Source organism: Streptomyces spectabilis, from assembly GCF_008704795.1.
Taxonomy (GTDB): Bacteria; Actinomycetota; Actinomycetes; order Streptomycetales; family Streptomycetaceae; genus Streptomyces; species Streptomyces spectabilis.
Genome location: NZ_CP023690.1, coordinates 7959476 through 7983182, shown reverse-complemented (window position 1 = coordinate 7983182; position 23707 = coordinate 7959476). Strand labels below are relative to the sequence as shown.

Sequence of the window (23707 nt, the reverse complement as noted above, 5' to 3'; positions counted from 1 at the left end):
GTGGGACCGGATCGTGGCGGGCGGGGCCCCGGGGACCTACTCGCTGAGCATGTCGTCGATGAGGTCGAAGACCTCTTCCCGGGAGGCCGAGCCGAGCCGGTCGAGGGCCGCCTCGTGCGCGCCCGGCCGCTCGCTCCCGGCGTCGGCCCGCGGCGCGGGCACCGGCTGGTCCCCGGCGTCCGGTACGAGCAGCGTGCGCAGCTGCTGCCCGAGGGCCAGCGGCGTGGGGTAGTCGAAGACGAGCGTGGCCGACAGGCGCAGGCCCGTGGCGCCGCCGAGCCGGTTGCGCAGTTGCAGCGCGCGCAGCGAGTCGAAGCCGATGTCGGTGAAGGGGCGCCGCTCGCCGACGGTCCTCGGGTCGTCGTAGCCGAGGACGGCCGCGACATGGCCGCGGACCAGGTCGAGCAGGAGCTCGTCCTGCTCGGGCGCGGACAGGCGCCCGAGCCGTTCGGCCAGGGACTCCTGCCCGGGCGCGTCCCCGGCCTCGGCGGTGGCGCGCCGCACCGGGGTGCGGGCGAGCCCGCGCAGCAGGGGCGGCACGTCGTCGGTGGCGCCGCCGCGCAGGCCCGCGGTGTCCAGGCGCAGCGGGAAGACGACGGGTTCGCCGGTGGCGCGGGCCAGGTCGAACAGGGCCAGGCCCTGGTCGCTGGAGAGCGGCTTGACGCCGGAGCGGGCGATGCGGCGCACGTCGGTGTCCGCGAGGTCGCCGGTGAGGCCGGAGCGCGCGTCCCACAGGCCCCAGCCGAGGGCGAGCGCGGGTTCGCCCGCGGCGTGGCGCCGGGCGGCCAGGGCGTCCACGAACGCGTTCGCCGCCGCGTATCCGGCCTGCCCGGCCGGGCCGAGTGCGCTCGACACGGACGAGTACGCCACCAGCGGCACGCCGGCCGCGGCCGTCAGCTCGTGCAGGTGCCAGGCCGCGTCCGCCTTGGGGCGCAGCACGGCGGAGACGCGCTCCGGCGTCTGCGCGGCGAGGACGCCGTCGTCCAGGACGCCCGCCAGGTGCACGACGGCCGTCAGCGGGCGGTCGGCGGGGATCGACTCCAGGGCGCCCGCCAGGACGTCGCGGTCCCCCGCGTCGCCCGCCACCACGTGGAGTTCGGCGCCTTCGGCGCGCAGCTCCCGCAGGAACGCGTCCGCGCCCGCCGCGCCGGAGCGCGCCACGACGGTCAGACGGCGCACTCCGTGAGTCACCACCAGGTGCCGGACCAGGAGTTGGCCGAGGGTGCCGAGGCCGCCCGTGACCAGGACGGTGCCGTCCGTGCGCCACGCCGGTGCGTCGCCGGGGCGCGCCGGTGCGGGGACGCGCGCGAGGTGCGGGGTCAGCAGGGCCCCTGCGCGCACGGCGAGCTGGTCCTGTGCGCCGTCCGCGGCGGCGGGCAGCGCGGCCAGGGAGGCGGCCGTGCCGTCGAGGTCCACCAGAGTGATGCGGCCGGGGTGCTCCGACTGCGCGGAGCGCACCAGGCCCCAGACGGCGGCCAGGGCGGGGTCGGGTGCCGCCGAGGGGGCCTCCGAGAGGGCCGCCGCGACCGCGTTCCGGGTGAGGACGACCAGGCGTGTGTGCGCGAGCCGGTCGTCGGCCGACCAGTCCCGCACGGCGGTCAGGACCCGGTGCACGGCCCGGTGCGCGGCCGCGGCCAGGTCGGCGCCGTCGGCCGTGGCGGGCTCCGCGAGGACGACGACGTCGGGCGCGGCGGCGCCCGCGGCCGTCTCGGCGCGCAGCGCCGCCACGTCGGGGTGGGCGGTGCGGACGACGCCGCACGCGGCGAGGGCGGCGTCCGCGTCGGTGCCACCGGGCCCGATCCAGGCCCAGCGCGAGGCCCCGGGCGCGCCGGGGGCGGGCAGCGGCCCCGGCCGCCACTCCAGGCGCAGCAGCGAGGCGTCGGACAGGGCCGCGGCCCGGCGCAGGGCCTCGGCGGTCACCGGGCGCATGCCGAGGGCGTCGACCGTCACGACCGGGCGTCCCGCGGGGTCGGTCGCGGTGAGGGACAGCGCGTCGGGCTCGGTGCGGCGGATGCGGGCCCGGAGCCGGGCGGCGCCGGTGGCGTGCAGGGTGACACCGGTCCAGGAGAACGGCAGCCGGGTCGGGGCGCCGCCGTCGGCCGCGCCGGGCCCGCCGGGCAGGGCCGCCGCGTGCAGCGCGGCGTCGAACAGGGCGGGGTGCAGGCCGTAGCGGTCGGTGCCGCCCGCGGCCTCGGGGAGTTCGACCTCCGCGCAGAGCTCGTCGTCGAGGCGCCAGCAGCGCCGCAGTCCCTGGAAGGCGGCGCCGTAGTGGAGCCCCGCCTTGGCCAGCTCGCGGTAGCAGTCGTCGAGTTCGACCTCCTCGGCCCCGGCGGGCGGCCAGCTCGTCGGCTGCGCGGTGGCCGGGCGGGCCGCGCGCGCGAGGGTGCCGCCGGCGTGCCGGGTCCACGGCTCGTCGGCGGCCGCGTCGTGCGCCCGGGAGTAGAGGGTGACGTCGCGCCGCCCGGCCGCGTCGGGCCCGGCGATGCTCAACTGGACGCGCACGGCGTCCTGTTCGGGCAGGATCAGCGGGGCTTCGAGGACCAGTTCCTCCAGGACGTCGCAGCCCGTCTGCGCACCGGCGTGCAGGGCGGCCTCCACGAGCGCGGTGCCCGGTACGACGAGGACGTCCGCGACGGCGTGGTCGGCGAGCCAGGGGTGCGTGCGCGCCGAGACGCTCCCGGTGAAGAGCGTGCCGCCGCTGCCGTCCGCCAGCGGCACGGCGGCGCCGAGCAGCGGGTGGTCGACGCCGTCGAGCCCGGCCGCCGCCACGTCCGCCACGGGCGGGGCCGCGTCCTCCAGCCAGTAGCGGCGCCGCTGGAAGGCGTACGTCGGTACGTCCGCCGGGCGCGGCGCGGCGTGCCGGAAGGCCTCCGTCCAGTCGACGGCGACCCCGTGCGCGTGGGCCTCGGCGACCGCGGTCAGGAACCGGCCGACGCCGCCCTCGTTGCGCCGCAGCGACTCGACGGTCAGGGCGTCACGGCCGACGGTGTCGGCGGCGGCGTCGGCCGTCTCCTGGATGCCGATGGTGAGCACGGGGTGCGGGCTCATCTCGATGTACGTGGTGTGCCCCGAGGCCAGCAGCCGGCCGACGGTGCGGTGGAACTGGACGGTGTGGCGCAGGTTGTCGACCCAGTACGTGGCGTCCAGAGCGGTGGTGTCGATCGGTTCACCGGACACCGTCGAATGGAACGGCACGGTGGCCGGGCGCGGCCGGATGCCGGAAAGCGCCTCGACGAGCGTGTCGCGGATCTCCTCGACCTGCGCCGAGTGCGAGGCGTAGTCCACCGGGATGCGGCGCACGCGCACGCCGTCCCGCTCGAAGGCCGCCATGGCCTCGTCGAGGGCGGTGGAGTCGCCGGAGACGACCACGGACCGGGGTCCGTTGACCGCCGCGACGGACACGGCGCCGTCCCACGGCGCGAGGCCGCGCCGCACCTGGTCGACGGGGGCCACGACGGAGACCATGCCGCCGCGGCCCGACAGGACCCGCAGGGCGCGGCTGCGCACGGCCACGACGCGGGCCGCGTCGTCCAGCGAGAGCGCGCCCGCGACGTGGGCGGCGGCGATCTCCCCCTGCGAGTGGCCGACGACGGCCGCGGGTTCGACGCCGAAGGAGCGCCACAGCGCCGCCAGGGAGACCATCACCGCGAACAGCGCGGGCTGGACGACGTCGACGCGCTCAAGGGTCGGCGCTCCGGACTCGCCGCGCAGCACCTTCGGCAGCGACCAGTCGACGTGCGGGGCGAGGCTCGCGGCGCAGGCCTCGATGGACTCGCGGAACACCGGCGATGCGCTCATCAGCTCGGCCGCCATGCCCGGCCACTGGGAGCCCTGGCCGGGGAAGACGAAGGTGACGCGGTCGCGCGCCGTGGCGGTGCCGAGGGCGGTGTGCTCGCCCTGGCCGCCGTACGCGCCGTCGGCGGAGTCGGCGAGCGCCGCGAGGCGGGCGGCGGCCTCGGCGCGGTCGGCGGCCACCACGACGGCCCGGTCCGCGAGCGCGGCGCGCGTCGTCGCCAGGGAGTACGCCAGGTCCGCGTCGGGCGCCTCGGGGTCCGCGGCGAGGAACTCCGCGATCCGCCGGGCCTGGGCCTTGAGGCCGGGCCCGCCGCTGCCGGAGACGAGCCAGGGCAGCGGGCGCGCGGGCGCGTCCTCGTCGGCCGCGGCGGGCGGGGCGGGGGCCGGGGCCTGGGGGGCCGGGGCGGCCTGCTCCACGATGACGTGGGCGTTCGTCCCGCCCACGCCGAAGGAGGAGACGCCCGCGCGGCGCGGCCGCCCCGCGTCGGGCCAGGGTTCGGCCCCGGCGAGGAGCCGCACCGCGCCGGAGCCCCAGTCGACGTGCGGGGTCGGCTCGCTGATGTGCAGACTGCGCGGCAGCACCCCGTGGCGGATGGCCATCACCATCTTGATGACGCCGGAGACCCCGGCGGCAGCCTGGGTGTGGCCGATGTTGGACTTCAGCGAGCCGAGCCACAGCGGCTGTTCGGCCGTCCGTCCCTGGCCGTAGGTGGCGAGCAGCGCCTGGGCCTCGATGGGGTCGCCGAGCTGGGTCCCCGCGCCGTGGGCGTCCACGCAGTCCACGTCCGCCGTGGTGAGCCCGGCGTGGGCGAGGGCCTGGCGGATGACGCGCTGCTGGGCGGGGCCGTTGGGCGCCGTCAGGCCGTTGGAGGCGCCGTCCTGGTTGACGGCGGAGCCGCGGACCACGGCGAGGACGCGGTGCCCGTTCCTGACGGCGTCGGAGAGGCGCTCCAGGAGGAGCACGCCCACGCCCTCCGACCAGCTGCTGCCGGTGGCGTCGGCGGAGAACGAGCGGCACCGCCCGTCCGGGGCGAGCCCGCGCTGCCTGCTGAACTCGACGTAGCCCCAGGGCGTCGCCATCACGGTGACGCCGCCCGCGAGGGCGAGGCGGCACTCGCCCTTGCGCAGCGACTGGGCGGCCAGGTGCAGGGAGACCAGGGAGGACGAGCAGGCGGTGTCGACGGTGACGGCGGGCCCTTCGAGGCCGAGGGCGTAGGCGAGGCGCCCGGAGGCCACGCTCGGCATGCTGCCCACGACGCGGTAGCCCTCGGCGCTCGGCGGCACGTGCCGGATGCGGGCGCCGTACTCGCTGTACATGATGCCGACGAACACGCCGGTGCTGCTGCCGCGCAGCGAGGTCGGGTCGATCCTGGCGCGCTCCACGGCCTCCCACGCCGTCTCCAGGAGGAGGCGGTGCTGGGGGTCGATCGTGACGGCCTCGCCGGGGCTGATCCCGAAGAAGTCGGCGTCGAAGTCGGCGGCGTCGTACAGGAATCCGGCGTGCCGGGTGACGGTGGTGCCGACGTGGTCCGGGTCCGGGTCGTGGGCGACGGTCCAGCCGCGGTCGCGGGGGAACTCGGAGATCGCGTCGGTCTCCGAGTGCACCAGGTGCCACAGGTCGTCCGGCGAGCGCACCTCGCCGGGCAGGCGGCAGCCCATGCCGACGATGGCGATCGGCTCGTCCACGGCCCCGCCGCCGGGTGCGGTGTCGTCGGCGGCCGCGGCGGGCTCGCCCAGCACCTGTGAGCACAGGTGGGCGGCGAGCCCCTCCGGCGTCGGGTAGTCGAAGAGGGCGGTCGCGGACAGGGCGACGCCCGTCGCCTCGCTGAGGCGCTCGCGCAGGCGCGCGGCGGCCCGGCCGCGCACGCCCTGCGCCCCGAACGCCCGGGCGGCGTCGAGCGGCGCCGGGTCGCCGCGGTCGAGCGCGGCCGCCGCGTGCGTGCGGATCAGGTCGAGCAGCAGCCGGTGCCGCTCGACGTCCCCCGCCTCCGTGAGCCGTCGGCGCAGCGCCCGGTCACGTCCTTCGTTCCGCTCCACCGTCGCCTCCTCGGTCATCGGCTCACCATCGCGCGCTCGGCGACCGGCTCCACCGGCTCCGCGCTGTGCAGGATCCGTGCGGTCCGCGCCACCAGGGCGCCGAACGCGTCGGGCGTGATCGCCTGTTTCCCGTCGCACAGCGCGGTACGGCCCTCCTCGTCGACGTCGACCATCACGCCGTCGGCGCCCGCGACGGCGGCGGCCGCGGCCAGCGGGGCCACCAGGTCCGCGTGCCCGCAGGCGTGGCTGGGATCGACGATCACCGGCAGATGGCTGAGCCGCTTCAGGAGCGGCACGGCGGTGATGTCCAGGGTGAAGCGGCTCGCGTCCTCGAAGGTGCGCACGCCGCGCTCGCACAGCAGCACGTTGCCGTTGCCCGCCGCGAGCAGGTACTCGGCGCTGTGCAGCCACTCCTTGACGGTGCAGCCGAAGCCGCGTTTGAGCAGGACGGGGCGGCCGGTCAGCGCCACCTCGCGCAGCAGCGGGAAGTTCTGGGCGTTGCGCGTGCCGATCTGGAGCACGTCGGCGACCTCGGCCACGGCCTCGACGTGGGCGGCGTCGACGACCTCCGTGACGACGCCGAGCCCGGTCGCCGCGGCCGCGTCGCGCAGCAGCGCGAGCCCGTCGGTGCCGAGCCCCTGGAACGCGTAGGGGGACGTTCGGGGTTTGAAGGCGCCGCCCCGCAACAGGTGCGCGCCCCGGGCCCGTACGTCCCTCGCCACGGTCATCAGCTGGTCCGCGCTCTCCACGGCGCAGGGCCCGGCTATCCAGGTGAAGGAGCCGCCGCCCACGCTCCGGTCGCCGACGCGGACGGCGCTCGGCTCGCCCGTGGCCGCGAAGCTGCTCAGGGGCGGTGACTGCGCGCTGTCGACGACGGCTTCGACGGCGGCGCTGGCGCGCAGCACGGCCATGAACTCCTCGCCGTCGGGCGAGGCCGGGGCGAGGTCGGGGAAGGTGACGAGGGTGTGGCGGCCGGCCCGGCAGTGGAACGACCGGTGTCCGTCGTGCCGCCACGCGGAGGTCAGCCGACTCTGTTCGTCGAGCGGCACAAGGGGGCGGAGGCGGGCAACGATCATCAGGTCACCTTTCTGCGGCGGTTCTGCGGCTGTCGGAGGTCGGCCGTGCGGGCGGCCGTTGACGGGCCGTGCGGGTCCTTCGGCGGTCCTTCGGGCGCGGGTGCGGCCTTCGGCGGGGCCCGGCCCTCCCCCGCGCGGCCTCAGCGGGGCGTCGCCGCGCCGGGCGACCACGCGGGCCGCTCGGGGAAGTCGAAGTCGACCTCACCGGTCAGGCCCAGCTGCTCGACCATCCGCTGCGCGCCGGAGAAGTCGCGGACGAGCCGCCCTCCGGAGGACATCGCCCGCAGGTCGCCGACGATCTCGTCGGCGCCGCGGATGCCCGCGCCGTCCAGTTCGAGCCGCAGCGTGGAGAGGTCCTGCGCGGCGAACGCCTCCAGGGCGAGCGGCAGACAGCGCACCAGGGTGCGGCGCTGTGCGGGGTTCATCCGCTCGTACAGCTCCCTGACGACCTCGGTGACGACCGAGCCGTGCGCCGTCTCGTCCCGCAGGTGCAGGGTGGTGACGAGGGAGTGCATGGGCTGGATCGAGTCGTCCCGGGCGAGCAGGGCGAGCAGGGAGTTGATGCAGGTCTCGGCGACCGCGCCCCAGACGAGCACGGCGACGTGGCGCTCCCACTCCTCGGGCATCTCGGCGAGGAGGCGGCACAGCCGCCGGTAGGTGACGAGCGGCGGCTGTTCCGGCCGGGTGCGCACGCCGCGCAGCTCCCGGGTGCGGGCGATGGCGAGCATGTGCATGTACGTGTGGAAGCTCTCGTCCACGACGGCCTGCTGCACGCTCTGGCGCACCAGGGGCGCGTCACCGCCCGGGAAGACGCCGCACATGACGAGGTCGAAGGCGGGCTCGGCGATGAGGTGCTCGGTGGCGATGACGCGCTCGTTGTAGCCGATCCACAGGCCGGTGAGGACCTGTCGCCGCTGGTCGGGACCGGCCGCGAGGAACCGCGGGTGCTCCGCGAACGGCACGATGTGAAGCGGGTAGTCGGGCAGCGCCGGGTCGTAGTCGGCGCTCTCGTCCATGACCTCGGGCCTGGTCGTGACCGCCGCCCGGCGCGGCCAGGCCCGCACCAGGCGGCGCAGCGTGTCACTGCCGACGCCGTGCTCCTCGGCCCACCCTCGGGCGGCCCAGGTGGTCAGCACGCCCGACACACCCGCCTCCTCGTATCGCATGGTTCCTCCCCGCCTCGGCACCCGTGGCCCGTGGTGCCGGTGCATCGTCACCGGCCGCTCTTGGCGGTTTCTTGGAGGCGACTTGGCGAGCGCCGACCGAGGCTTTCTGGATGCCGATCGGGGATGCCAGGATGAGGACGAGGCGCGGTGACGCGGGCGTGTGGCCCCGGCGCGTGCACCGCCCGGAGTGACAGCACCGCCGTCGGTGTCCGCCGTGTTCAGGGCCGTCCCGGCCGCTCCCGTCCGCTCGATCCCGCCGCTCGTCGCTCCCTCGCTTCTCCGTCGTCCCCGGCACCGCTTCTCCGTCGTTCCCGGCACCGCTTCTCCGTCGTTCCCGGCACACCACTTGTCTCCGGCACACCACTGTGAGGACGCATCATGCTCGTTCCGCTCACCACGGCCGACTTCCTCGACCGCGCCGAGGCGGCCGCCGCCGGGCGCACGGCGCTCGTCGACGAGCCGGGGCAGCCGGCCGTCCCGGTGCCGACGACGACGTACGGCACGCTCCTCGCGCGCATACGGGCCTGGCAGGCCGGTCTGGCCGCGCTGGGTGTCGGCGCGGGCGAGCGGGTCGCCGTCGTCAGCCCCAACTCGTCGCGTCTCCTTGAGCTGTTGTACGCCGTGACGGCGAGCGGGCGGATCTGCGTGCCGGTGAACTACCGGCTCACGCCCGAGGAGATCGCGTACATCCTGCGCCAGTGCGACGCCTCGGTCGTGTTCGTCGACCCCGACGTGGAGGCGGTCCTCGGCTCGGTCGACGTACCGAAGCGGTTCGTCCTCGGGGAGCAGACCGAGACGGAGGTCATGCGCTTCGGCGTCGAGCCGCGCCCCTGGGCGCGGCCGGACGAGAACGCGGTGGCGACCCTCAACTACACCTCGGGCACCTCCGCCCGCCCCAAGGGCGTCGCCCTGACGCACCGGAGCATCTGGCTCAACGCGATGACGTTCGGCGTGCACGGGCGGATCTGGGAGGGGGACGTCTATCTGCACACCCTGCCCACGTTCCACTGCAACGGCTGGGGCGTGCCGTTCCTGCTCGCCGGGCTCGGCGCGCAGCAGGTGCTGCTGCGCCGGATCGACGGTACGGAGATCCTGCGCCGGGTCCAGGAGCACGGCGTGACCCTCGCGTTCGGCGCGCCCGCCGTGTGGGACGCGGTGATCCGGGCGGCCCGGGACTGGCCGGGAGAGGTGCCCGGGCGCGGGCGGACGCGGGTGGTGTGCGCGGGCGCGCCCGTCGACGAGCGGCTCGTCGCCCAGGTGGAGGAGACCCTCGGCTGGGAGTTCCTCCAGGTGTACGGCCTGACCGAGACGACGCTCCTCACCTTCAACCGGCGGCTTCCGGGGGCGCCCGGCAGCGGCGGTCTGACGCGTGCGGGCGCGCCCGCCCTGGGCGTGCGGATGCGGACCGGTGAGCGCGGCGAGGTCCTGGCCCGCTCGAACATGGTCCTCGACGGCTACTGGCAGGACGAGCGGGCCGACGGGGCCGCGCTGCGGGACGGGTGGTTCCACACCGGCGACGCCGGGTCCTTCGACGACGAGGGGCACCTGCTGCTCTTCGACCGGCTGAAGGACGTCATCGTCACCGGCGGCGAGAGCGTGTCGTCGGTGGAGGTCGAGGACTGCCTCCTCGGCCATCCGGACGTCGCGGAGGTGGCCGTCATCGGCGTGCCCGACGAGCGCTGGGGCGAGACCGTCAAGGCGGTCGTGGTGCCCGCCGCGGGGGCCGCGCGGGACGCGGCCGGGATCATCGCGTACTGCAAGCGGCGCCTGGCCCGGTACAAGGCGCCGACCAGCGTGGACTTCCGGGACTCCCTGCCGCGCACGAGCAACGGCAAGGTCCGCAAGAGCCAGTTGCGCGAGCCGTACTGGGCGCACCAGGACCGGCGCATCCACTGAGGCGGCCGCCCCGTGCCGTGAGGCCGCCCCGTACCGCCGGGGAGGAGCACCGTCCCGGCGGGACGGGCCTCCTCCCCCGGCGGTCCGTCGGCGTCAGTGCAGGACGCACACCCGCCCGACGAACTCGTCACGGAGGATCCGGCCGAAGAGCGCACGCAACTCGCGGCCCGGGTCCACGCCGAGCTCCTGCGCGAGGGCCCGGCGTATCCGGTGGTACACGCGCACCGCCTCCGCCTGCCTGCCCACCTCGCACAGGGCGACCATCAGGAGCCAGCCCAGACGCTCGCGCGTGGGATACCGCGCGCTCAGCGCGGCCAGCTCGGCCACCACGGTGCCGTTGTCCCGGCCCCAGGCCAACTCGGCCTCCCACAGGGCCTCCCAGGTCATGAGGCGCAGCTCCTCCAGACGCGTCGCCTCGCGCACGGCGGGTTCGTAGTCGCCCAGCTCCGCGTACGGCGCGCCGCGCCACAGCGCGAGCGACTCCTCAAGGGCCCGGCACGCCTCCGGGTAGCGGCCCGCCCGCAGCAGCCGCCGTCCGGCGCGCAGTTGCCCCTCGAAGCGGCAGGCGTCCACGCGCTCCGCCTGCACCGCGAGCAGATAGCCCTGCGACTCCCTGCGCAGCACGCGGTTGCGCCCCCGGGGCGGGCCGTCCGGCTCCAGCTGGCGGCGCAGATGGGACACGTAGCTGTGCAGGCTCGCGACCACGTTGCCGGGCGGCCCCGCGGGCCAGATGGCCTCCGTGAGCCGTTCGGTGCCTATCACCTGCCCGGGAGCCAGCAACAGGGCGGAGAGGACCGCGCGTTGCCGCGCGGGACCCAGGGGCAGCGGTCCCTCGGCCGACCACACCGCCAGGGGCCCAAGAATGTTGAACGACAAATTGTCCGGGAACACTGCTGGAAATTGCGCAACACCTTTCACAGCTTTCACAGTCATCAAGTTTTCCCTCTGGTGCCACCCGTTTCCCATGGCCACCCGGTTTCCCCCTCGCGAAGATCGATACGACGTCGGCACCGGCGGTCAAGGATCCTGGCCGACCTGCTCCTGTACTTTTCGCTGCGCACTGCATGAGTAAAGAGGGGGAAGCGTTCCCCACATCACCGCGCGTTACTCTAGGCCAGCTTCCTGAGAGAGCACGTCCCCCACTGATGCGCCGCCGTGGCGTGAAACTGAGGGTGCTTCAGCAGTTTCGCCCGAGATACATTGGGAAGTTGCGTAATCTCGTCGAAGATCTTGGCTTCCCTCCCGTCGCAGCAGGCCCGGGGCGAGAAGAGGGGCGAGGGGACACAACGGATCGCGTGCAGGCGCCCTGAGGCGATGAGATTGCATTGTTCACCCCTTCCCCAGGGGCGACGAAACGATCACGCAATTCAAGACAGTCCCGCACCTGCGGAACCATGTCTTCGAATAGGCAACTACACCGGGAGAACGCGCGCCCTTAACGAGCCGCAGGCTGGCCGATACTCCCTGGGAAAGAGGAGATTCCGCCACCCCATTGGCGTGCGCCCGTCACCGCGCCGGTGTACGCCCGAAGACCCCGGTGGTTGACGGTTCATTTTTGGCGTCAATTTTTCGCTATCGAGCGGACGCCGCGCTCCGCCACGCGCCGGACGCGAGAAAGCGCCGCACCGACTCCGCCGCGCGCCGCCCTTCCGCCGCCACCACCCGCGCGGGCTCAACGGCGTGGGCCACATTCCCGACCGCGAACACGCCGTGGAGCCCCGTGCGGAAGGCCGCGTCGACGTCGAGGCCCCGGGTGCCGGGCGCGAGCGGCACTCCGCCGCGCCGCGCGAGGTCGTGGTCGGGGACGAAGTCGCCGGTGAACACCACGGTGTCGCAGGCGACCTCGGCGCTCAGCCCGGCGCGGTGGCGCAGGCGCACGCCCGACAGGCGCCCCCGGCCCATGAGTTCGGCCACGTCCGCGTCCGTGAGCAGGGGGATCCCGTGCCACAACCGGGCCGAGGCGACGCGTGCGGCCGGGGCGTCGGGCCTGCCCGCGGGCGTCACCTGGGCCACGACCCGGACCCCGGCGCGCCGCAGCGTGTCCAGGGCCGCGTACGAGACGGTCTCGGCGCCGACGACGACGGCCCGGGTGCCGACGTGCTGCCCGAAGAGGTGGACGGCCTGCTGGAGTTCGCCGGTGGTGTAGACGCCCGCGGGCCTGCTGCCGGGCACGAGGCGCGCGGCGCGGGGCCGTTCGCGGGCCCCGGTGGCGAGCACGACGGCACGCGCGGTCAGCCGCTCAAGGCCGCGGGGCGAGGTCGTGTCGAGGGTGCGGGGCCCCGCCCACCCGGTGGCCGTGACGCCGGTGCGCACGGTGGCGCCCGCGCGCACGGCCGCCTCGACGCACCGCCGCGCGTAACGGGGCCCGCTCAGGCCGGGGAGGGCCAGGCCCGCGACCGTGCGGTCGCCGAAGCCGCCGTGGTGGCAGTGGCGCGGGACGCCGCCCGCCTGCCGCTCGCGCTCCAGGACCTCGACGCGGCCCGCGCCCGCCGCGGCGAGCGCCGCCGCGGTGGCGAGGCCCGCCGGGCCCGCGCCCACGACCAGGACGTCGACCGCGCGTGCGCGCCTCATGGGGGTCTCCCGCCGCTCGTCGTTCATCGCCGTGCCACCCGGTCGCGTCCGTCGAGGAGTGCGCGTACGGCGGCCCCGCAGTGGAAGCCCTGGCACCGGCCACCGCGCGCCCGGGTGCGGCGGCGAAGGCCGTCGCCGCTGACCGGCGGGACCGTGCTGCGCAGGGCGTCACGGATCTCCCCGAGGGTGACGCGTTCGCAGTGGCAGACGAGGGTGCCGTACGCGGGGTCGGCGGCGATCAGCTCGGCGCTCTCGTAGGGGCGCGGGAAGGCCTCCCCCAGGTTGGGCATCCGCACCGGCGCGAGGTCCCGGGCCGCGCCGAGGCGAAGGCCCGTGTCGGCGAGCAGCCCGGTGACGTGCGCCGCGATGGCCATGGAGGCCGTCAGGCCGGTGGAGCGGATGCCGCCGACGGTCACGTAGCGCTGCCGCGGCCGGGCGTCGATGCGGTAGTCGTCGTACTCGGTCGCCGCGCGGAGCCCCGCGTAGACGGCGGTGACCTCCTCGTCGAGGAGCGGCGGCAGGAGGCGGGCGCCCTGGCGCCGCAGCCCGGCCAGGCCCTCGGCCGTGGAGCCGGTGGCCCGCTTGTCGTCCAGGTCCTCCGCGGTGGGGCCGAGCAGGACGTTGCCGTACACCGTCGGCGCGACGAGGACGCCCTTGCCGAGGGCGGTGGGCACGGGCAGCAGGATGTGGCGCACGAGGTCGCGGGCCGGCTTGTCGAAGACGATGAGCTGGCCGCGCCGGGGCGTGACGGTGAAGGTGTCGTGGCCGAGCATGCGGTCGACGGTGTCGGCGTACAGGCCCGCCGCGTTGACGAGGTAGCGGGTGCGCAGGAGCCCCCGGCCGGTGGTGAGGACGTGGACGTCCCCGTCCTGGGCGACCGCCGTCAGCGGGCTGCCGAGGTGCAGGTCCACGCCGGAGCGCACGGCCTGCGTCGCGTAGGCGAGCGGTGTCGTCCAGGGGCAGATGACGCTCTCGCCGGGCACGGCGAGTGCGCCGAGCACGCCGGGACCGAGGTGGGGTTCGCGGGCCCGCACGGCGGCGGCGTCCAGGAGCGCGGCCTCGTGGTGGCCGTTGCGCGAGGCCTTGTCGAGCAGGCCGGGCAGGGCGGCCAGTTGCTCCTCGTCCCAGGCGATCAGGAGCGCGCCGACCGGCTCCACGGGGATGCCGGTCTCGGCCGCGTACGCGGCGAGCCGCCGCTGCCCCTCGCGGACGAGCCGGGCCTCCAGGGAGCCGGGCACGGCGTCGAAGCCGGTGTGCAGGATCGCCGTGTTGGCCTTGGACGTGCCCTCGCCCACGTCGTCGGAGGACTCGACCACCGCGATCCGCAGCGCGTGGCGGGCCAGTTCGCGGGCGACGGCCGTGCCGACGACGCCCGCGCCGACGACGGTGACGTCGTACGTCGCTTCCGGGAGCACGCCGGAGCGGGTGACGCGGCCCTGCCGCTCGGACGTCGTACGGTCGTGTCGCTCGGTGCTCATGGGTCCGGCTCTCGTCCCTCAGGGGTCGTGCGGGCGGTTCGTTCGAGGGGCGCGCGGCCCCGCCGCCGGGGAGGCGGGGCCCCGGCGCGCGGCGGTCATGACGGAGGGGTGCGCTCCAGGAGTGCCGTCACGTCGGCGCGGAAGGCCGCGCGGCGCGTCGCGGCCTCGTCCGGGCCGATCCGCGGCTCGTACACGGCGGCGGGCCGCCACTCGGGTACGACGTCCTGAAGGCCGAGCCTGCCGTCCAGGCCGAGGCGCGCCACCGCGCCCACGCCGAGCGCCGTGACGTCCGGCAGGGCGGAGACCTCGACGGGCCGCTGGAGCAGGTCGGCCTGGGTCTGCATGAGCAGCGCAGAGCGGGTCAGGCCGCCGTCGACGCGCAGGCTCCGCAGCGGCTCGCCGAGGTCGGCGGCCGCGGCGTCGGCGAGCTCGGCGACCTGCGCGGCGACGCCCTCGCACAGGGCCCGCACCAGGTGCCCGGGGGTGGTGTCCAGGCCGAGGCCGGTGAGGGAGCCGCGCGCGTCGCCGCGCCACCAGGGGGCGGCGAGCCCGGCGAGCGCGGGCACGAAGGTGACGCCGCCGCTGTCCGGCACGGCCGAGCCGACCGGGTCGAGGTCCCGCGCACCCTTGATCACGCCGAGGTCCGTGAGCCAGCGCACGGCCGACGCGGCCGTGAGGACCTGGCCGTCCAGGCAGTAGCTGCTGCGGCCCCCGAGGCGCCAGGCGACGCAGGCGACCAGGCCGGAGCCGCCGCGCCGCGGCCGCTCACCGGTCTGGGCGAGCAGGAACGCGCCGGTGCCGTAGGTGCACTTGGCGCTTCCGGGCTCGGTGACGTCCTGGGCGAGCAGCGCGGCCTGCTGGTCGACGAGGAGGCCGGTCAGGGGCAGCTCGGCGCCGAAGGCGTCGGTGGTCCCGACCTGCTCGGCGGCGTCGACGACGCGGGGCAGCTCCTCGCCGTCGAGCCCGAAGAGGGCGAGGGCGCGCTCGGACCAGGTGACGGAGTCCAGGTCGAGGAGCTGGGTGCGGCCCGCCGTGGCGGCGTCCGTCACGAAGGCACCGGTGAGCCGGTGGACCAGCCAGGCGTCGCTGGTGGTCACCACGCCGCGGCGGGTGCGGTGGCGGCGTATCCACGCCATCTTGGGCGCGGCGAAGTAGGGGTCGAGCGGAAGCCCGGTGAGGTCCCTCAGCTCGTCGGCGTGCGCGGCGAGTTCGGCGCACAGGGGCTCGGCGCGGCGGTCCTGCCACACCAGGGCGTCGGTGAGCGGCTCGCCCGTGGCCGGGTCCCAGGCGAGGACGGTCTCGCCCTGGTTGGCGAGGCCCACGGCGGCGACCGGCTCACCGGCGCGGTCGAGCGCCTCGCGCCCGGCGTCGAGCACGGAGGCGAGCAGTTCGCCGGGGCCGACCTCGACGAGGCCGCCGGGCAGATGGCGGGGGCGGACGGGCGCGCTGCCGGAGGCGATCACTCCGCGCTCGGGACAGACGACGAGGGCCTTGGTGCCGGAAGTGCCCTGGTCGACGGCCAGAACCGGGCCGCCGGCCGTCATCCGCGGCCTCGTCCGCGCCCGGGGGCGGACACCGCGCAGTAAGTCGTGATCACGGCGGCAGCCTGCTACAGGCGGCGGGGGACCGTCAAGGGACGGGGAGCACCCAAAGCGCGCATTAGGGACCGCTGTTGAACGAGCGAGAAACCAAAACGCACACCGGCGCGCCGCGTTGACACAAGTTGGTCAAGAAAGATCCGAGGACTGCCCAGTAATCGGAAGTCTCCGCTCTACACTGACCGCCGAACAACAAGACTCACTCGCACATCAGTTCATCACTCACGGAACGCGCAGACCACAGCCTCACCCCCAGCCCGTGCCGAGCCCGTACCCAGCAGTCCGCAGCCAGCCCAGAGGACCCAGCCGATGCCCTTAGCCCGCCCGGTGTATCACCCGGCCGGTCACGACGCGCCGCTGCGCGCCGTGCTCCAGGACCTCAAGGCAGGCCGCTGGGTGTCGACGAGGAACCTGCTCACCGAGACCCCCGACTGGGGCCTGTGGACCCAGCGCACCCAGGTCCTGGCGGCCGCCGTCGCCGGCTCCGACGTGGTGCGCGCCTGGCTCGCCGAGGAGCCGCGCAGCGTCGCCGCCACGGTCCTGCACACCCGGGTCACGGTGGAGCGCGCCCTGCGCGCGCACCGGGCGGGCCACCGCCACACCAACGACCTGTGGCGCGAGGCGAACTCCGCCTGCCGCATCGCCTCGCAGACCTCCCCCGAGGACCCCGTTCCCTGGATCTGCCTGCTGGCGCTCGCGCAGCTCGACGAGGGCCAGCGGTGGGACGAGCACCGGGTCGCGGCACCCGAGCCGATGCTGTTCCCCGGCCCGTGGCAGCTCCTCGCCGAGGCCGAGAAGCGCGACCCCGGCAACCGCGAGGCGTACCACCGCATGCTCCAGTTCGCGTACCACCGCAGGCCCGGCGCGCCGCTGACCGAGGCGGTCAACTTCGTGCACTGGGCGTCCGCCGCGGCGCCCGCGGGATCGCCCCTGCACGTGCTCCCGCTGTACGTCCGGGTGGAGCGCTACCGCCGCGAGGGCGGCAGCGAGCGCGCGCTCGACCTGCACTGGATCGCGGAGGACGCGACGCGCGGCGCGCTGCGCGCGCTCCAGCTGTGGTTCGACCACGCGCAGCCCGAAGCGGCCTCGCTGCTCGACCTCAACTACCTGGCGCACGCGCTGTGGGGCGCGCACCACTTCCACGACGCGGTGCGGGTGTTCGAGGCCCTCGACCCCTTCTACGCCGTCGTGCCGTGGACGTACCGCACCACGTCGCCGGGCGACGCGGACGCCGCCGCCGAGGCCTTCGTACAGGCCCGGGCGCGCTGCCTGCACGCCGCGCGCGGCCCCGGCCCGCGCGACTGACCCCCTCCCCCACACCCAGCAGCACCCTTCGTCACCCCCGTCCCGACACCCCCTCACACCCCCGCACCCCCGCTCTCCCCGGAGGTTGATCCGTGTCCCGCACCACCGTGTCGAGTCCTGCCGCGATACCACCGCTCCCCGACGAGGAGCAGCGGCTCAGGGAGCTCGGCTACCAGCCCGTCCTGGCCCGCCGCATGGGCGGCTTCGGCAACTTCGCCATCAGCTTCTCCGTCATCTCCATCCTGTCCGGCTGCATGACGCTGTACGGCTTCGGCCTCGGCACCGGCGGGCCCGCGGTGATGATGTGGGGCTGGGCCGGAGTCGGTCTGATGGTCCTGTTCGTGGGCCTGGCCCTGGCCGAGGTCACCAGCGCCTACCCCACGTCGGGCGCCCTCTACTACATGGCGGACCGGCTCGGCGGCAGGCGCTGGGGCTGGTACACGGGCTGGCTCAACCTCCTGGGCCTGCTCGGCGCGATCGCGGGCATCGACTACGGAGCGGCCCTGTTCAGCGGCGCCCTGCTGAGCATGCACACCGACTTCCACCCGACGGCCGGCTCCACCTTCGTGATCTTCCTGGGCATCCTGCTCCTGCACGCGCTGCTGAACCTGTTCAACGTCCGGCTCGTCAGCCTCCTGAACTCCATCTCCGTGTGGTGGCACCTGGCGGGCGTCGCGGTGATCGTCGGCGTCCTCGCGATCGTCCCCGACTCGCACCAGTCGCCGTCGTTCGTGTTCGGCGAGTTCGTCAACGACACCGGCTGGTCGAGCCCGGTGTACGTGTGCATGATCGGCCTGCTGCTCGCCCAGTACACGTTCTCCGGCTACGACGCCTCCGCGCACCTGTCGGAGGAGACCAACAACGCCTCGGTGACCGCCGCGCGCGGCATCGTGCGCGCCATCTGGGTCTCCTGGGTCGCCGGGTTCGTGCTGCTCGCCGGGCTCACCTTCGCCATCCAGGACTACGTCGGCACCCAGGAGAGCGCGACCGGCGTGCCGCCCGCGCAGATCTTCATCGACGGGCTCGGCACGTCCGGCGCCACCGCGCTGCTGCTCATCGTGATCGTGGCCCAGCTCTTCTGCGGCAACGCCGAGACGGCCGCGGCCAGCCGCATGGTCTTCGCCTTCAGCCGCGACAACGCGCTGCCCGGCTCCGCGGTGTGGCGCAAGGTGAGCCCCAAGACGCAGGTGCCGGTCCCAGCGGTGTGGCTCTCGGTCGGCCTCGCGGGCGTCATCGCGCTGCCGTCGCTGTACTCCGAGACCGCCTACGGCGCCGTCACCGCCATCAACGTCATCGGCATCACGCCCGCGTACGCCATCCCGATCCTGCTGCGTCTGAAGGCGGGCGACCGGTTCGAGCCGGGGCCGTGGAACCTGGGCCGGTGGAGCAAGCCCGTGGGCTGGATCGCGGTGTGCTGGGTCGCCTTCGTGACCGTCCTGTTCTGCCTCCCGCAGTCGTCGCCGGTGAACGTCGACACCATGAACTACGCGTCCATCGCGCTCGCCGTGGTCCTCGTCCTCGCCACGATCTGGTGGTTCGTGGCGCGGCGCACCTACAGCACCCCGGCCGCGTACGGCACGGACAAGGAACAGGCGGAGATCGCCGAGGGCATCGTCTAGCCGGGAGCGCCCCGAAGGGGCGCGGGGAACTGCGCGACCGGCCACGGACAACCCGCAGGTCTCTGCACAGCGTTCGCGGCACAGCGCTCAGGCGGCCCTCTCGGGCGAGATCGCGCCCGCCGCGAGCAGGACGGCGGCCGTCTCGGAGTGGGCGCCCTCGCGCGCCCACTCCAGCGGCGACCAGCCGGCGCCGTGCTCCTCGCGGAGGTTCGGATCGGCGCCGTGCGCGAGCAGTTCGCGCACGGTCGCGGTGTGCCCCCAACAGGCGGCCGCGCACAGGGGCGTGCCGTCCGCGCCGAGTCCGGCGCTCTCGGCGTCCGGGGCGGCGCCCGCCCTCAGGAGCACCCGGGCGACGCCCGTCCTGCCGTTCACGGAAGCCTCGTACAGCGGGGTGACGCCCTCCCGGTCGGGGCGTCCCGGGTCGGCCCCGGCCCGCAGCAGCGCCCTGACCCGAGAGGCGTCACCGTGCAGGACGGCCTCGAAGAGACGACGGGAGTACTTCTTCCGCTTGCGTTCGTTCACCGGGCCGAGGCTAATTGCCGCACAGCGGGTGTGACCAGCGAATTCAGGCGTCGAAGCGCTCCGTGTAGGCCTCGGTCGGCGGGTAGGGTGCCGCCCTGGTCATCCCGCACGACCAGAAGGCCGAGGTGCCCGGCGTGCGCGCGAGGTCGTTGACGTACGGTGCCGGGGCGGGGCCCACGGGGCCGCGCACGATGGTCCAGGTGCCCGCGTCGTGGCGCAGATACGTGCTGCGGGTCTGGTCCTGGTGGTTCCAGGCCGATATCCACGCGGGGCGGCCCTGCGCGTCACCCGCGATCGAGGAGAGCGAGCCGAGGGTGAAGCCCGCGTCCACTTCGCTCCAGGCGGTGCCGTCCCAGTGCCGCAGGATGGGGTTGCCGGGACGCCCGGGAGGCCCGCCGACGCCGAACTCGTTGCCCACGACCCAGACGTCGTCCGCGGCGACCGCGTGGACGTCGGCGATGGTCTGCCGGAGGCCCAGGAACGACGGGAGCACCGTCCACGATCCGTTCCACCGTGCCACGAACCCGACCCAGCCGCCGCCCGACGCCCGGTCGCCGCAGACCCAGACCTCCTCGGGCGTGCGCAGCACCACCCGGTACAGGTTCACGCCCGGCGCAGGCAGCGGGTCGAGCCACCGCCAGCGCTTTCCGTCCCGGTGCAGCAGCCGGTTGGAGCCGCCCCGGGTGCCGGTTACCCACACCCGCCGGTCGGCCCCGACGGCCACCGCGCTCAGGCGCACGTCCGGCTCGCCCTTGCCGGGGAACGCGGCCTCCCGCCAGGTCGTGCCGTCCCAGCGGAGCAGCGGGCTCGCGCTGCCGACGGGCTGGCCCACGCTCCACGCCGCGTCGGCGCAGACCCCGGCGACGTCGATCAGACGCCCTTCGTAGGCCGGCGAGGACACGTCGGTCTTCGACCAGGCGGTGCCGTTCCAGACCATCGCGAGCGCCCGCGAGGGCGACGAGCCGCCGACTGCCTCCTCGCCCACGGCCCAGGCCAGTCGGGGCCCGGCGGCGGCGATCCGGCGCAGCTGCGCGGGCGGCGTGCTGCCGGGCGCGGGCACCGCCTGCCAGCCCTGCGTCCGCGGCGCCGACGCGGCGGCGCGGACCGCGGCGGGGCCGAGCGCGATCCCGGACAGCGCGCCGAGCGTCCCTGACACAAATCGTCTTCGTCTCACGGCTGGTTCCCTCCACACGGGTGGGCCGGACAGGAGGGACCACACTGGGACGCCCGCACGGGCGGGGCTAGGCACCCGGGTGACAAAACCCGGACGTCCCGCCAACTGCCCTACGGCTCGCGGTCGTTGAGGATGACCTGGAACAGCCGGTGGTCCTGCCAGGCGCCGTTGATGTGCAGATAGGAGGGGGCCAGGCCGTACTCCGTGAAGCCGCACTTGGCGAGCACCCGCTGCGAGGCCGCGTTGTGCGGGAGGGTGCCCGCCTCCAGGCGGTGCAGCCGCAGGTCGGCGTCCGCGGCGGCGCACACCGCGGTCACGGCGGCGGTGGCCAGGCCGCGCCCGGTGTACACCGAGTCGATCCAGTAGCCGAGGTCGGCGCTGCGCAGCGGGCCGCCGACGATGTGGGAGAGCGCGATGCCCCCGGCGACGACGGCCTCCTCGCCCGCTCGCGCCCCGGACTCGTCCCACAGCAGCCAGCGCGCCCGCAGCCCCTGCGCACGCTCCTGCTCGTACGCGCGCAGCAGGGCCAGCTGACCGGCCGTGGTGAAGAACTCGGGCGGGCGCTCCGGGTCCCACGGGCCGAGGTGGGCGCGGCTGCGGTCGTAGGCGCGGGCGAGGGCCGCGGCGTCCGCCGTGGTCGACGGGCGCAGCACGATGTCGTCGGTGAGCCGAACGGTGCGCAGCTCCACGTTCTTCCCCCCTCCCGTCACATCCCGCCCGCGACGCGCAGCACCGCGCCCGTCGCGTACGAGGCGTCGTCCGACAGGAGCCACGACACGGCCCCGGTGATCTCCTCGGGGCGGCCGGAGCGGCCCATGGGGATGAGGTCGGCGAGCTTCGCCGGACGCTGCGGGTCCTCGTGGAACTCGGTCCAGATGATGCCCGGGGCCACGCAGTTGACGCGGATGCCGATCCCCGCGACCTCCTTGGCGAGGCCGACGGTCATGGCGTCCGTGGCGGCCTTGGTCGCGGCGTAGTGGACGTACTGGCCGGGGCTGCCGAGGGTGGCGGCGGCCGAGGAGATGTTCACGATCGCGCCCCCGCCGGTGCGGGTCATGTCGCGCACGGCGCGGCGGGCGCAGAGCAGATAGCCGAGGACGTTCACGTCGAGGGCGCGGCGCATGCCCTCGGCGTCGGCCTCGGCGAGGGGGCCGTTCGGGCCGCTGACCCCGGCGTTGTTCACCAGGCCCGTGACCGGGCCGAGTTCGGCGGCGGCGGTGTCGAAGAGCCGGTCCACGTCGCGCTCGTCCGCCGTGTCGAGGGCGACGGTGACGCAGCGGCGCCCGGTGGCGCGGACGGCGTCCGCGGTCTTCCCGGCGGCCTCGGCGTCCGAGCGGTAGCCGAGGGCTATGTCATGTCCGTCCTGCGCGAGCCGCAGGGCGACGGCGGCGCCGATGCCACGGCTGCCACCGGTGATCACGGTCACGTTCACGGGTGCCTCCGACCCTTCGGGATCTTGTGGCCGCAGTGTAGGCACAGCGGCGCGGCCGAAGGGCCGGGAGCGGACGAGCGGGAGAAGGGGCCCGCTCGCCCGCCCGCTCAGATCACGGGGCGAGGCACCCCGTGGCCGGCACCTCGGCCGGAACCCCGAGGCTGGCGGGGTCCACGAGGCCCGTCACGTCCTGGACGGCGCAGTCGACGACGGCCAGGGGGTCCGGGATGGCACTCGCGGGCGCGGCGACCGCCCCCAGGAGAGCGAGCGTTCCGACGGCGAGGGCAGCGATACGGCGCATGAACAGCCTTTCTGCGTACGAGGTGGGTTGATTCCCCGCAGAGCTGCCCTCCGTGATGTCCCGATATCCGCCCTGTCACCCGGAAGAGGCCGCTGAATCGATCCCGCACGGCGCCCGGGGCGCGCTACACCTTCTCGGGCGCCTCGGGCGCCGCCTGTTCGGCCGGGAGGCTGTCCATGAAGGAGCTGACCGAGAACACCGCGTTGCCGGGGCCCGCCGGACCGTATCCGGGCGGCGAGGAGAGCCCGAACTCCTCCATCGTCGCGCGGTACTCCTGGAGCAGCCGCACGTGGTACTCGAGGGGCGCGCCCAGCGGATTGGCCTTGCCGAGCGGGGTCGTGGGCTCCGGGCACCAGGTGGTGAAGCGCGGCGTGATGCCGTGCGCCATGAAGTAGCGCAGGCCCTCGACGGTCGAGTCGATGGCCTCGTCCACGGTCTTGAAGCCGAACGGCTCGGCCATCTCGACGCCCGCCACGAAGTTCGGGATGACGTTGCGCGCCCCGAAGACCTCGGCGGAGTCCAGGATGCGGCGGTGCCACTCGTCGCGGCCGACGTAGCGCTCCTTGCCGGGGCAGTACAGCTCGAAGAGGCGGCGGTCCCACACCTCGTAGTTCGGGTGGTAGATGCGCACGCCGTAGTCGTGGAAGCGCTGGACGTCCTCCTTGGGCAGCGCCTGGGCGACGACCTTGCCGATCCAGCGGCCGGGGAAGCGCTCCTCGATGGCCTTGGCGTACTGGCCGTAGAAGTCGGCCTCGTCCTTGCCGCCGATCTGCGAGGTGACGGCGCCGCCGGTGAGCGTGTACGCCGTGGACGTCTTCGCGGTGTCGTACTTGTCGATGATCTCCAGCGCCTCCAGGACCTCCTCGACGGGCTTGACGCCCGTGTACGGGCGGCCCGCCGCCTTGTGCTGGCGCCAGTTGTGGTTGATGTCGCAGTACTGGCACTCCTCCTTGGCGCCGAAGTACTGGCAGACCCGGAAGACCGTGAGGTAGATCAGGTAGCCCCACTGGATGGTGGGCGCGACCTCCATGACCGACTTGCCGTTCGCGAGCTTGTGCCGGTAGTACTCCGGCATCGGCGGCACGCCGACGTCGGAGATGCGCTGACCGTCCAGGTAGAGGCCGAGCACGCCGTCGCCGTCGGCGGCCACGCGGTACGGGGACGACGGGTTGACGCGCACCGACACCACGGTGCGGCGCAGCTCGTAGGGGCCGCCGGTGAGCACGATCTCCTCCGGCGGGCGGCGCAGGGCCGCGGCGCCGAGCTCGGGCAGGGTGCCGTGGTCGAAGGAGAAGATGAAGTACGACTTCGGCTTGATGTCGCCGGAGGCCTCGTTCGCGCTGTCGCTGAGCGCCGACTCGTCGAAGGCCACGCCACCGCGCAGCAGGTCCTCCTTGATCACGGCCTCGCGCGGCACCAGCGGATGCCGCTGCATGAGTCCTTCGATCAACTCCGTACGCCTGGGCATGGGGCGGGCACCTCGGATCCTGTCGGGTCTTGACTTATTTGTCATGTTTTGCCGGTTCTGCCGGTGTGCGTGGGATCGCCACGTACGAGGTCCACGCTAATACCGTCGCGCGGCGTGCCGAACCCGGCTCCGGTCGCGGGCGTGCGGAGGCGCCCTCGCCGCGCGCGGGAGCGGGGCAGGACCCGGCCGTGACACCGTGCTCCGGCAGCGTCCCCGCGGTGCGGGAACCCGGGCGGCGGGCCCGTGCGTTCTCCCGGCAGCGCCCGGCC

The 23707-nt window shown here is 74.7% G+C and carries 14 protein-coding genes and 2 pseudogenes; 3 read left to right on the top strand and 13 right to left on the bottom strand.

Going from position 1 to position 23707, the window contains the following annotated elements:
- Positions 1–36 precede the first annotated feature (36 nt).
- From CP982_RS34665 to CP982_RS34655, 3 genes and pseudogenes are all read right to left on the bottom strand, one after another.
- Positions 37–5850: pseudogene (locus tag CP982_RS34665) on the bottom strand (type I polyketide synthase); the annotation flags it as partial.
- On the bottom strand, positions 5847–6908 hold the full coding sequence (gene aroF, locus CP982_RS34660; protein ID WP_229879346.1) for a 3-deoxy-7-phosphoheptulonate synthase: 1062 nt from the start codon (positions 6906–6908) through the stop codon (positions 5847–5849). The gene aroF and the pseudogene CP982_RS34665, both read right to left, overlap by 4 nt.
- Positions 6909–7048: 140 nt before the next feature.
- Entirely contained in the window at positions 7049–8074 is a 1026-nt protein-coding gene (locus tag CP982_RS34655; protein WP_150514077.1) for a 4-aminobenzoate N-oxygenase, read from the bottom strand.
- Positions 8075–8452: 378 nt separating this feature from the next.
- Here CP982_RS34655 and CP982_RS34650 point away from each other — a divergent pair, with 378 nt between their 5' ends.
- The gene (locus CP982_RS34650) at positions 8453–9970 is read left to right on the top strand and encodes an AMP-binding protein (protein WP_150514076.1); all 1518 of its coding nucleotides are present in this window, start codon (positions 8453–8455) and stop codon (positions 9968–9970) included.
- A gap of 93 nt (positions 9971–10063) precedes the next feature.
- On the opposite strand, the gene CP982_RS34645 is transcribed toward CP982_RS34650, so the two are convergent.
- The 4 genes and pseudogenes from CP982_RS34645 to CP982_RS34630 form a co-directional block, all read right to left on the bottom strand.
- A complete protein-coding gene (locus CP982_RS34645; RefSeq protein ID WP_170316544.1) occupies positions 10064–10861 on the bottom strand; it encodes an AfsR/SARP family transcriptional regulator in 798 nt (265 codons plus the stop codon).
- Positions 10862–11566: 705 nt separating this feature from the next.
- Positions 11567–12541 (bottom strand): annotated as a pseudogene (locus tag CP982_RS34640) (FAD-dependent oxidoreductase); the annotation flags it as partial.
- A gap of 23 nt (positions 12542–12564) precedes the next feature.
- On the bottom strand, positions 12565–14019 hold the full coding sequence (locus CP982_RS34635; RefSeq protein ID WP_150514073.1) for an FAD-dependent oxidoreductase: 1455 nt from the start codon (positions 14017–14019) through the stop codon (positions 12565–12567).
- Positions 14020–14114: 95 nt separating this feature from the next.
- A complete protein-coding gene (locus CP982_RS34630; protein WP_150514072.1) occupies positions 14115–15563 on the bottom strand; it encodes an FGGY family carbohydrate kinase in 1449 nt (482 codons plus the stop codon).
- A 363-nt stretch (positions 15564–15926) separates the two neighbouring features.
- On the opposite strand from CP982_RS34630, the gene CP982_RS34625 reads away from it, so the two are divergent.
- Both CP982_RS34625 and CP982_RS34620 read left to right on the top strand, forming a co-directional pair.
- Positions 15927–16922 carry a hypothetical protein gene (locus tag CP982_RS34625; RefSeq protein ID WP_150514071.1) on the top strand — a complete coding sequence of 332 codons (996 nt, stop codon included), beginning with the start codon at positions 15927–15929 and terminating at the stop codon, positions 16920–16922.
- Between the two features lie 92 nt (positions 16923–17014).
- Entirely contained in the window at positions 17015–18541 is a 1527-nt protein-coding gene (locus tag CP982_RS34620; RefSeq protein WP_184925575.1) for an amino acid permease, read from the top strand.
- A gap of 87 nt (positions 18542–18628) precedes the next feature.
- Here CP982_RS34620 and CP982_RS34615 read toward each other — a convergent pair whose 3' ends face one another.
- The 6 genes from CP982_RS34615 to CP982_RS34590 form a co-directional block, all read right to left on the bottom strand.
- On the bottom strand, positions 18629–19063 hold the full coding sequence (locus CP982_RS34615; protein ID WP_150514070.1) for an ankyrin repeat domain-containing protein: 435 nt from the start codon (positions 19061–19063) through the stop codon (positions 18629–18631).
- Between the two features lie 43 nt (positions 19064–19106).
- Entirely contained in the window at positions 19107–20237 is a 1131-nt protein-coding gene (locus CP982_RS34610; protein ID WP_150514069.1) for a hypothetical protein, read from the bottom strand.
- A 110-nt stretch (positions 20238–20347) separates the two neighbouring features.
- Positions 20348–20926, bottom strand: coding sequence for a GNAT family N-acetyltransferase (locus CP982_RS34605; RefSeq protein ID WP_150514068.1), 579 nt, complete (start codon positions 20924–20926; stop codon positions 20348–20350).
- A gap of 17 nt (positions 20927–20943) precedes the next feature.
- On the bottom strand, positions 20944–21669 hold the full coding sequence (locus tag CP982_RS34600) for an SDR family NAD(P)-dependent oxidoreductase (RefSeq protein WP_229879348.1): 726 nt from the start codon (positions 21667–21669) through the stop codon (positions 20944–20946).
- Between the two features lie 112 nt (positions 21670–21781).
- Positions 21782–21970 (bottom strand): hypothetical protein, encoded by a 189-nt coding sequence (locus tag CP982_RS34595; protein ID WP_150514067.1) that lies wholly within the window; start codon positions 21968–21970, stop codon positions 21782–21784.
- A 124-nt stretch (positions 21971–22094) separates the two neighbouring features.
- Entirely contained in the window at positions 22095–23438 is a 1344-nt protein-coding gene (locus CP982_RS34590) for a radical SAM protein (RefSeq protein ID WP_150514066.1), read from the bottom strand.
- Positions 23439–23707: the final 269 nt, after the last annotated feature.

Coding starts and splice junctions, on each gene's coding strand:
- aroF (WP_229879346.1), bottom strand. CDS start 6,908: ATGATCGTTGCCCGCCTCCGCCCCCTTGTGCCGCTCGACGAACAGAGT.
- CP982_RS34655 (WP_150514077.1), bottom strand. CDS start 8,074: ATGCGATACGAGGAGGCGGGTGTGTCGGGCGTGCTGACCACCTGGGCC.
- CP982_RS34650 (WP_150514076.1), top strand. CDS start 8,453: ATGCTCGTTCCGCTCACCACGGCCGACTTCCTCGACCGCGCCGAGGCG.
- CP982_RS34635 (WP_150514073.1), bottom strand. CDS start 14,019: ATGAGCACCGAGCGACACGACCGTACGACGTCCGAGCGGCAGGGCCGC.
- CP982_RS34630 (WP_150514072.1), bottom strand. CDS start 15,563: ATGACGGCCGGCGGCCCGGTTCTGGCCGTCGACCAGGGCACTTCCGGC.
- CP982_RS34625 (WP_150514071.1), top strand. CDS start 15,927: ATGCCCTTAGCCCGCCCGGTGTATCACCCGGCCGGTCACGACGCGCCG.
- CP982_RS34595 (WP_150514067.1), bottom strand. CDS start 21,970: ATGCGCCGTATCGCTGCCCTCGCCGTCGGAACGCTCGCTCTCCTGGGG.
- CP982_RS34590 (WP_150514066.1), bottom strand. CDS start 23,438: ATGCCCAGGCGTACGGAGTTGATCGAAGGACTCATGCAGCGGCATCCG.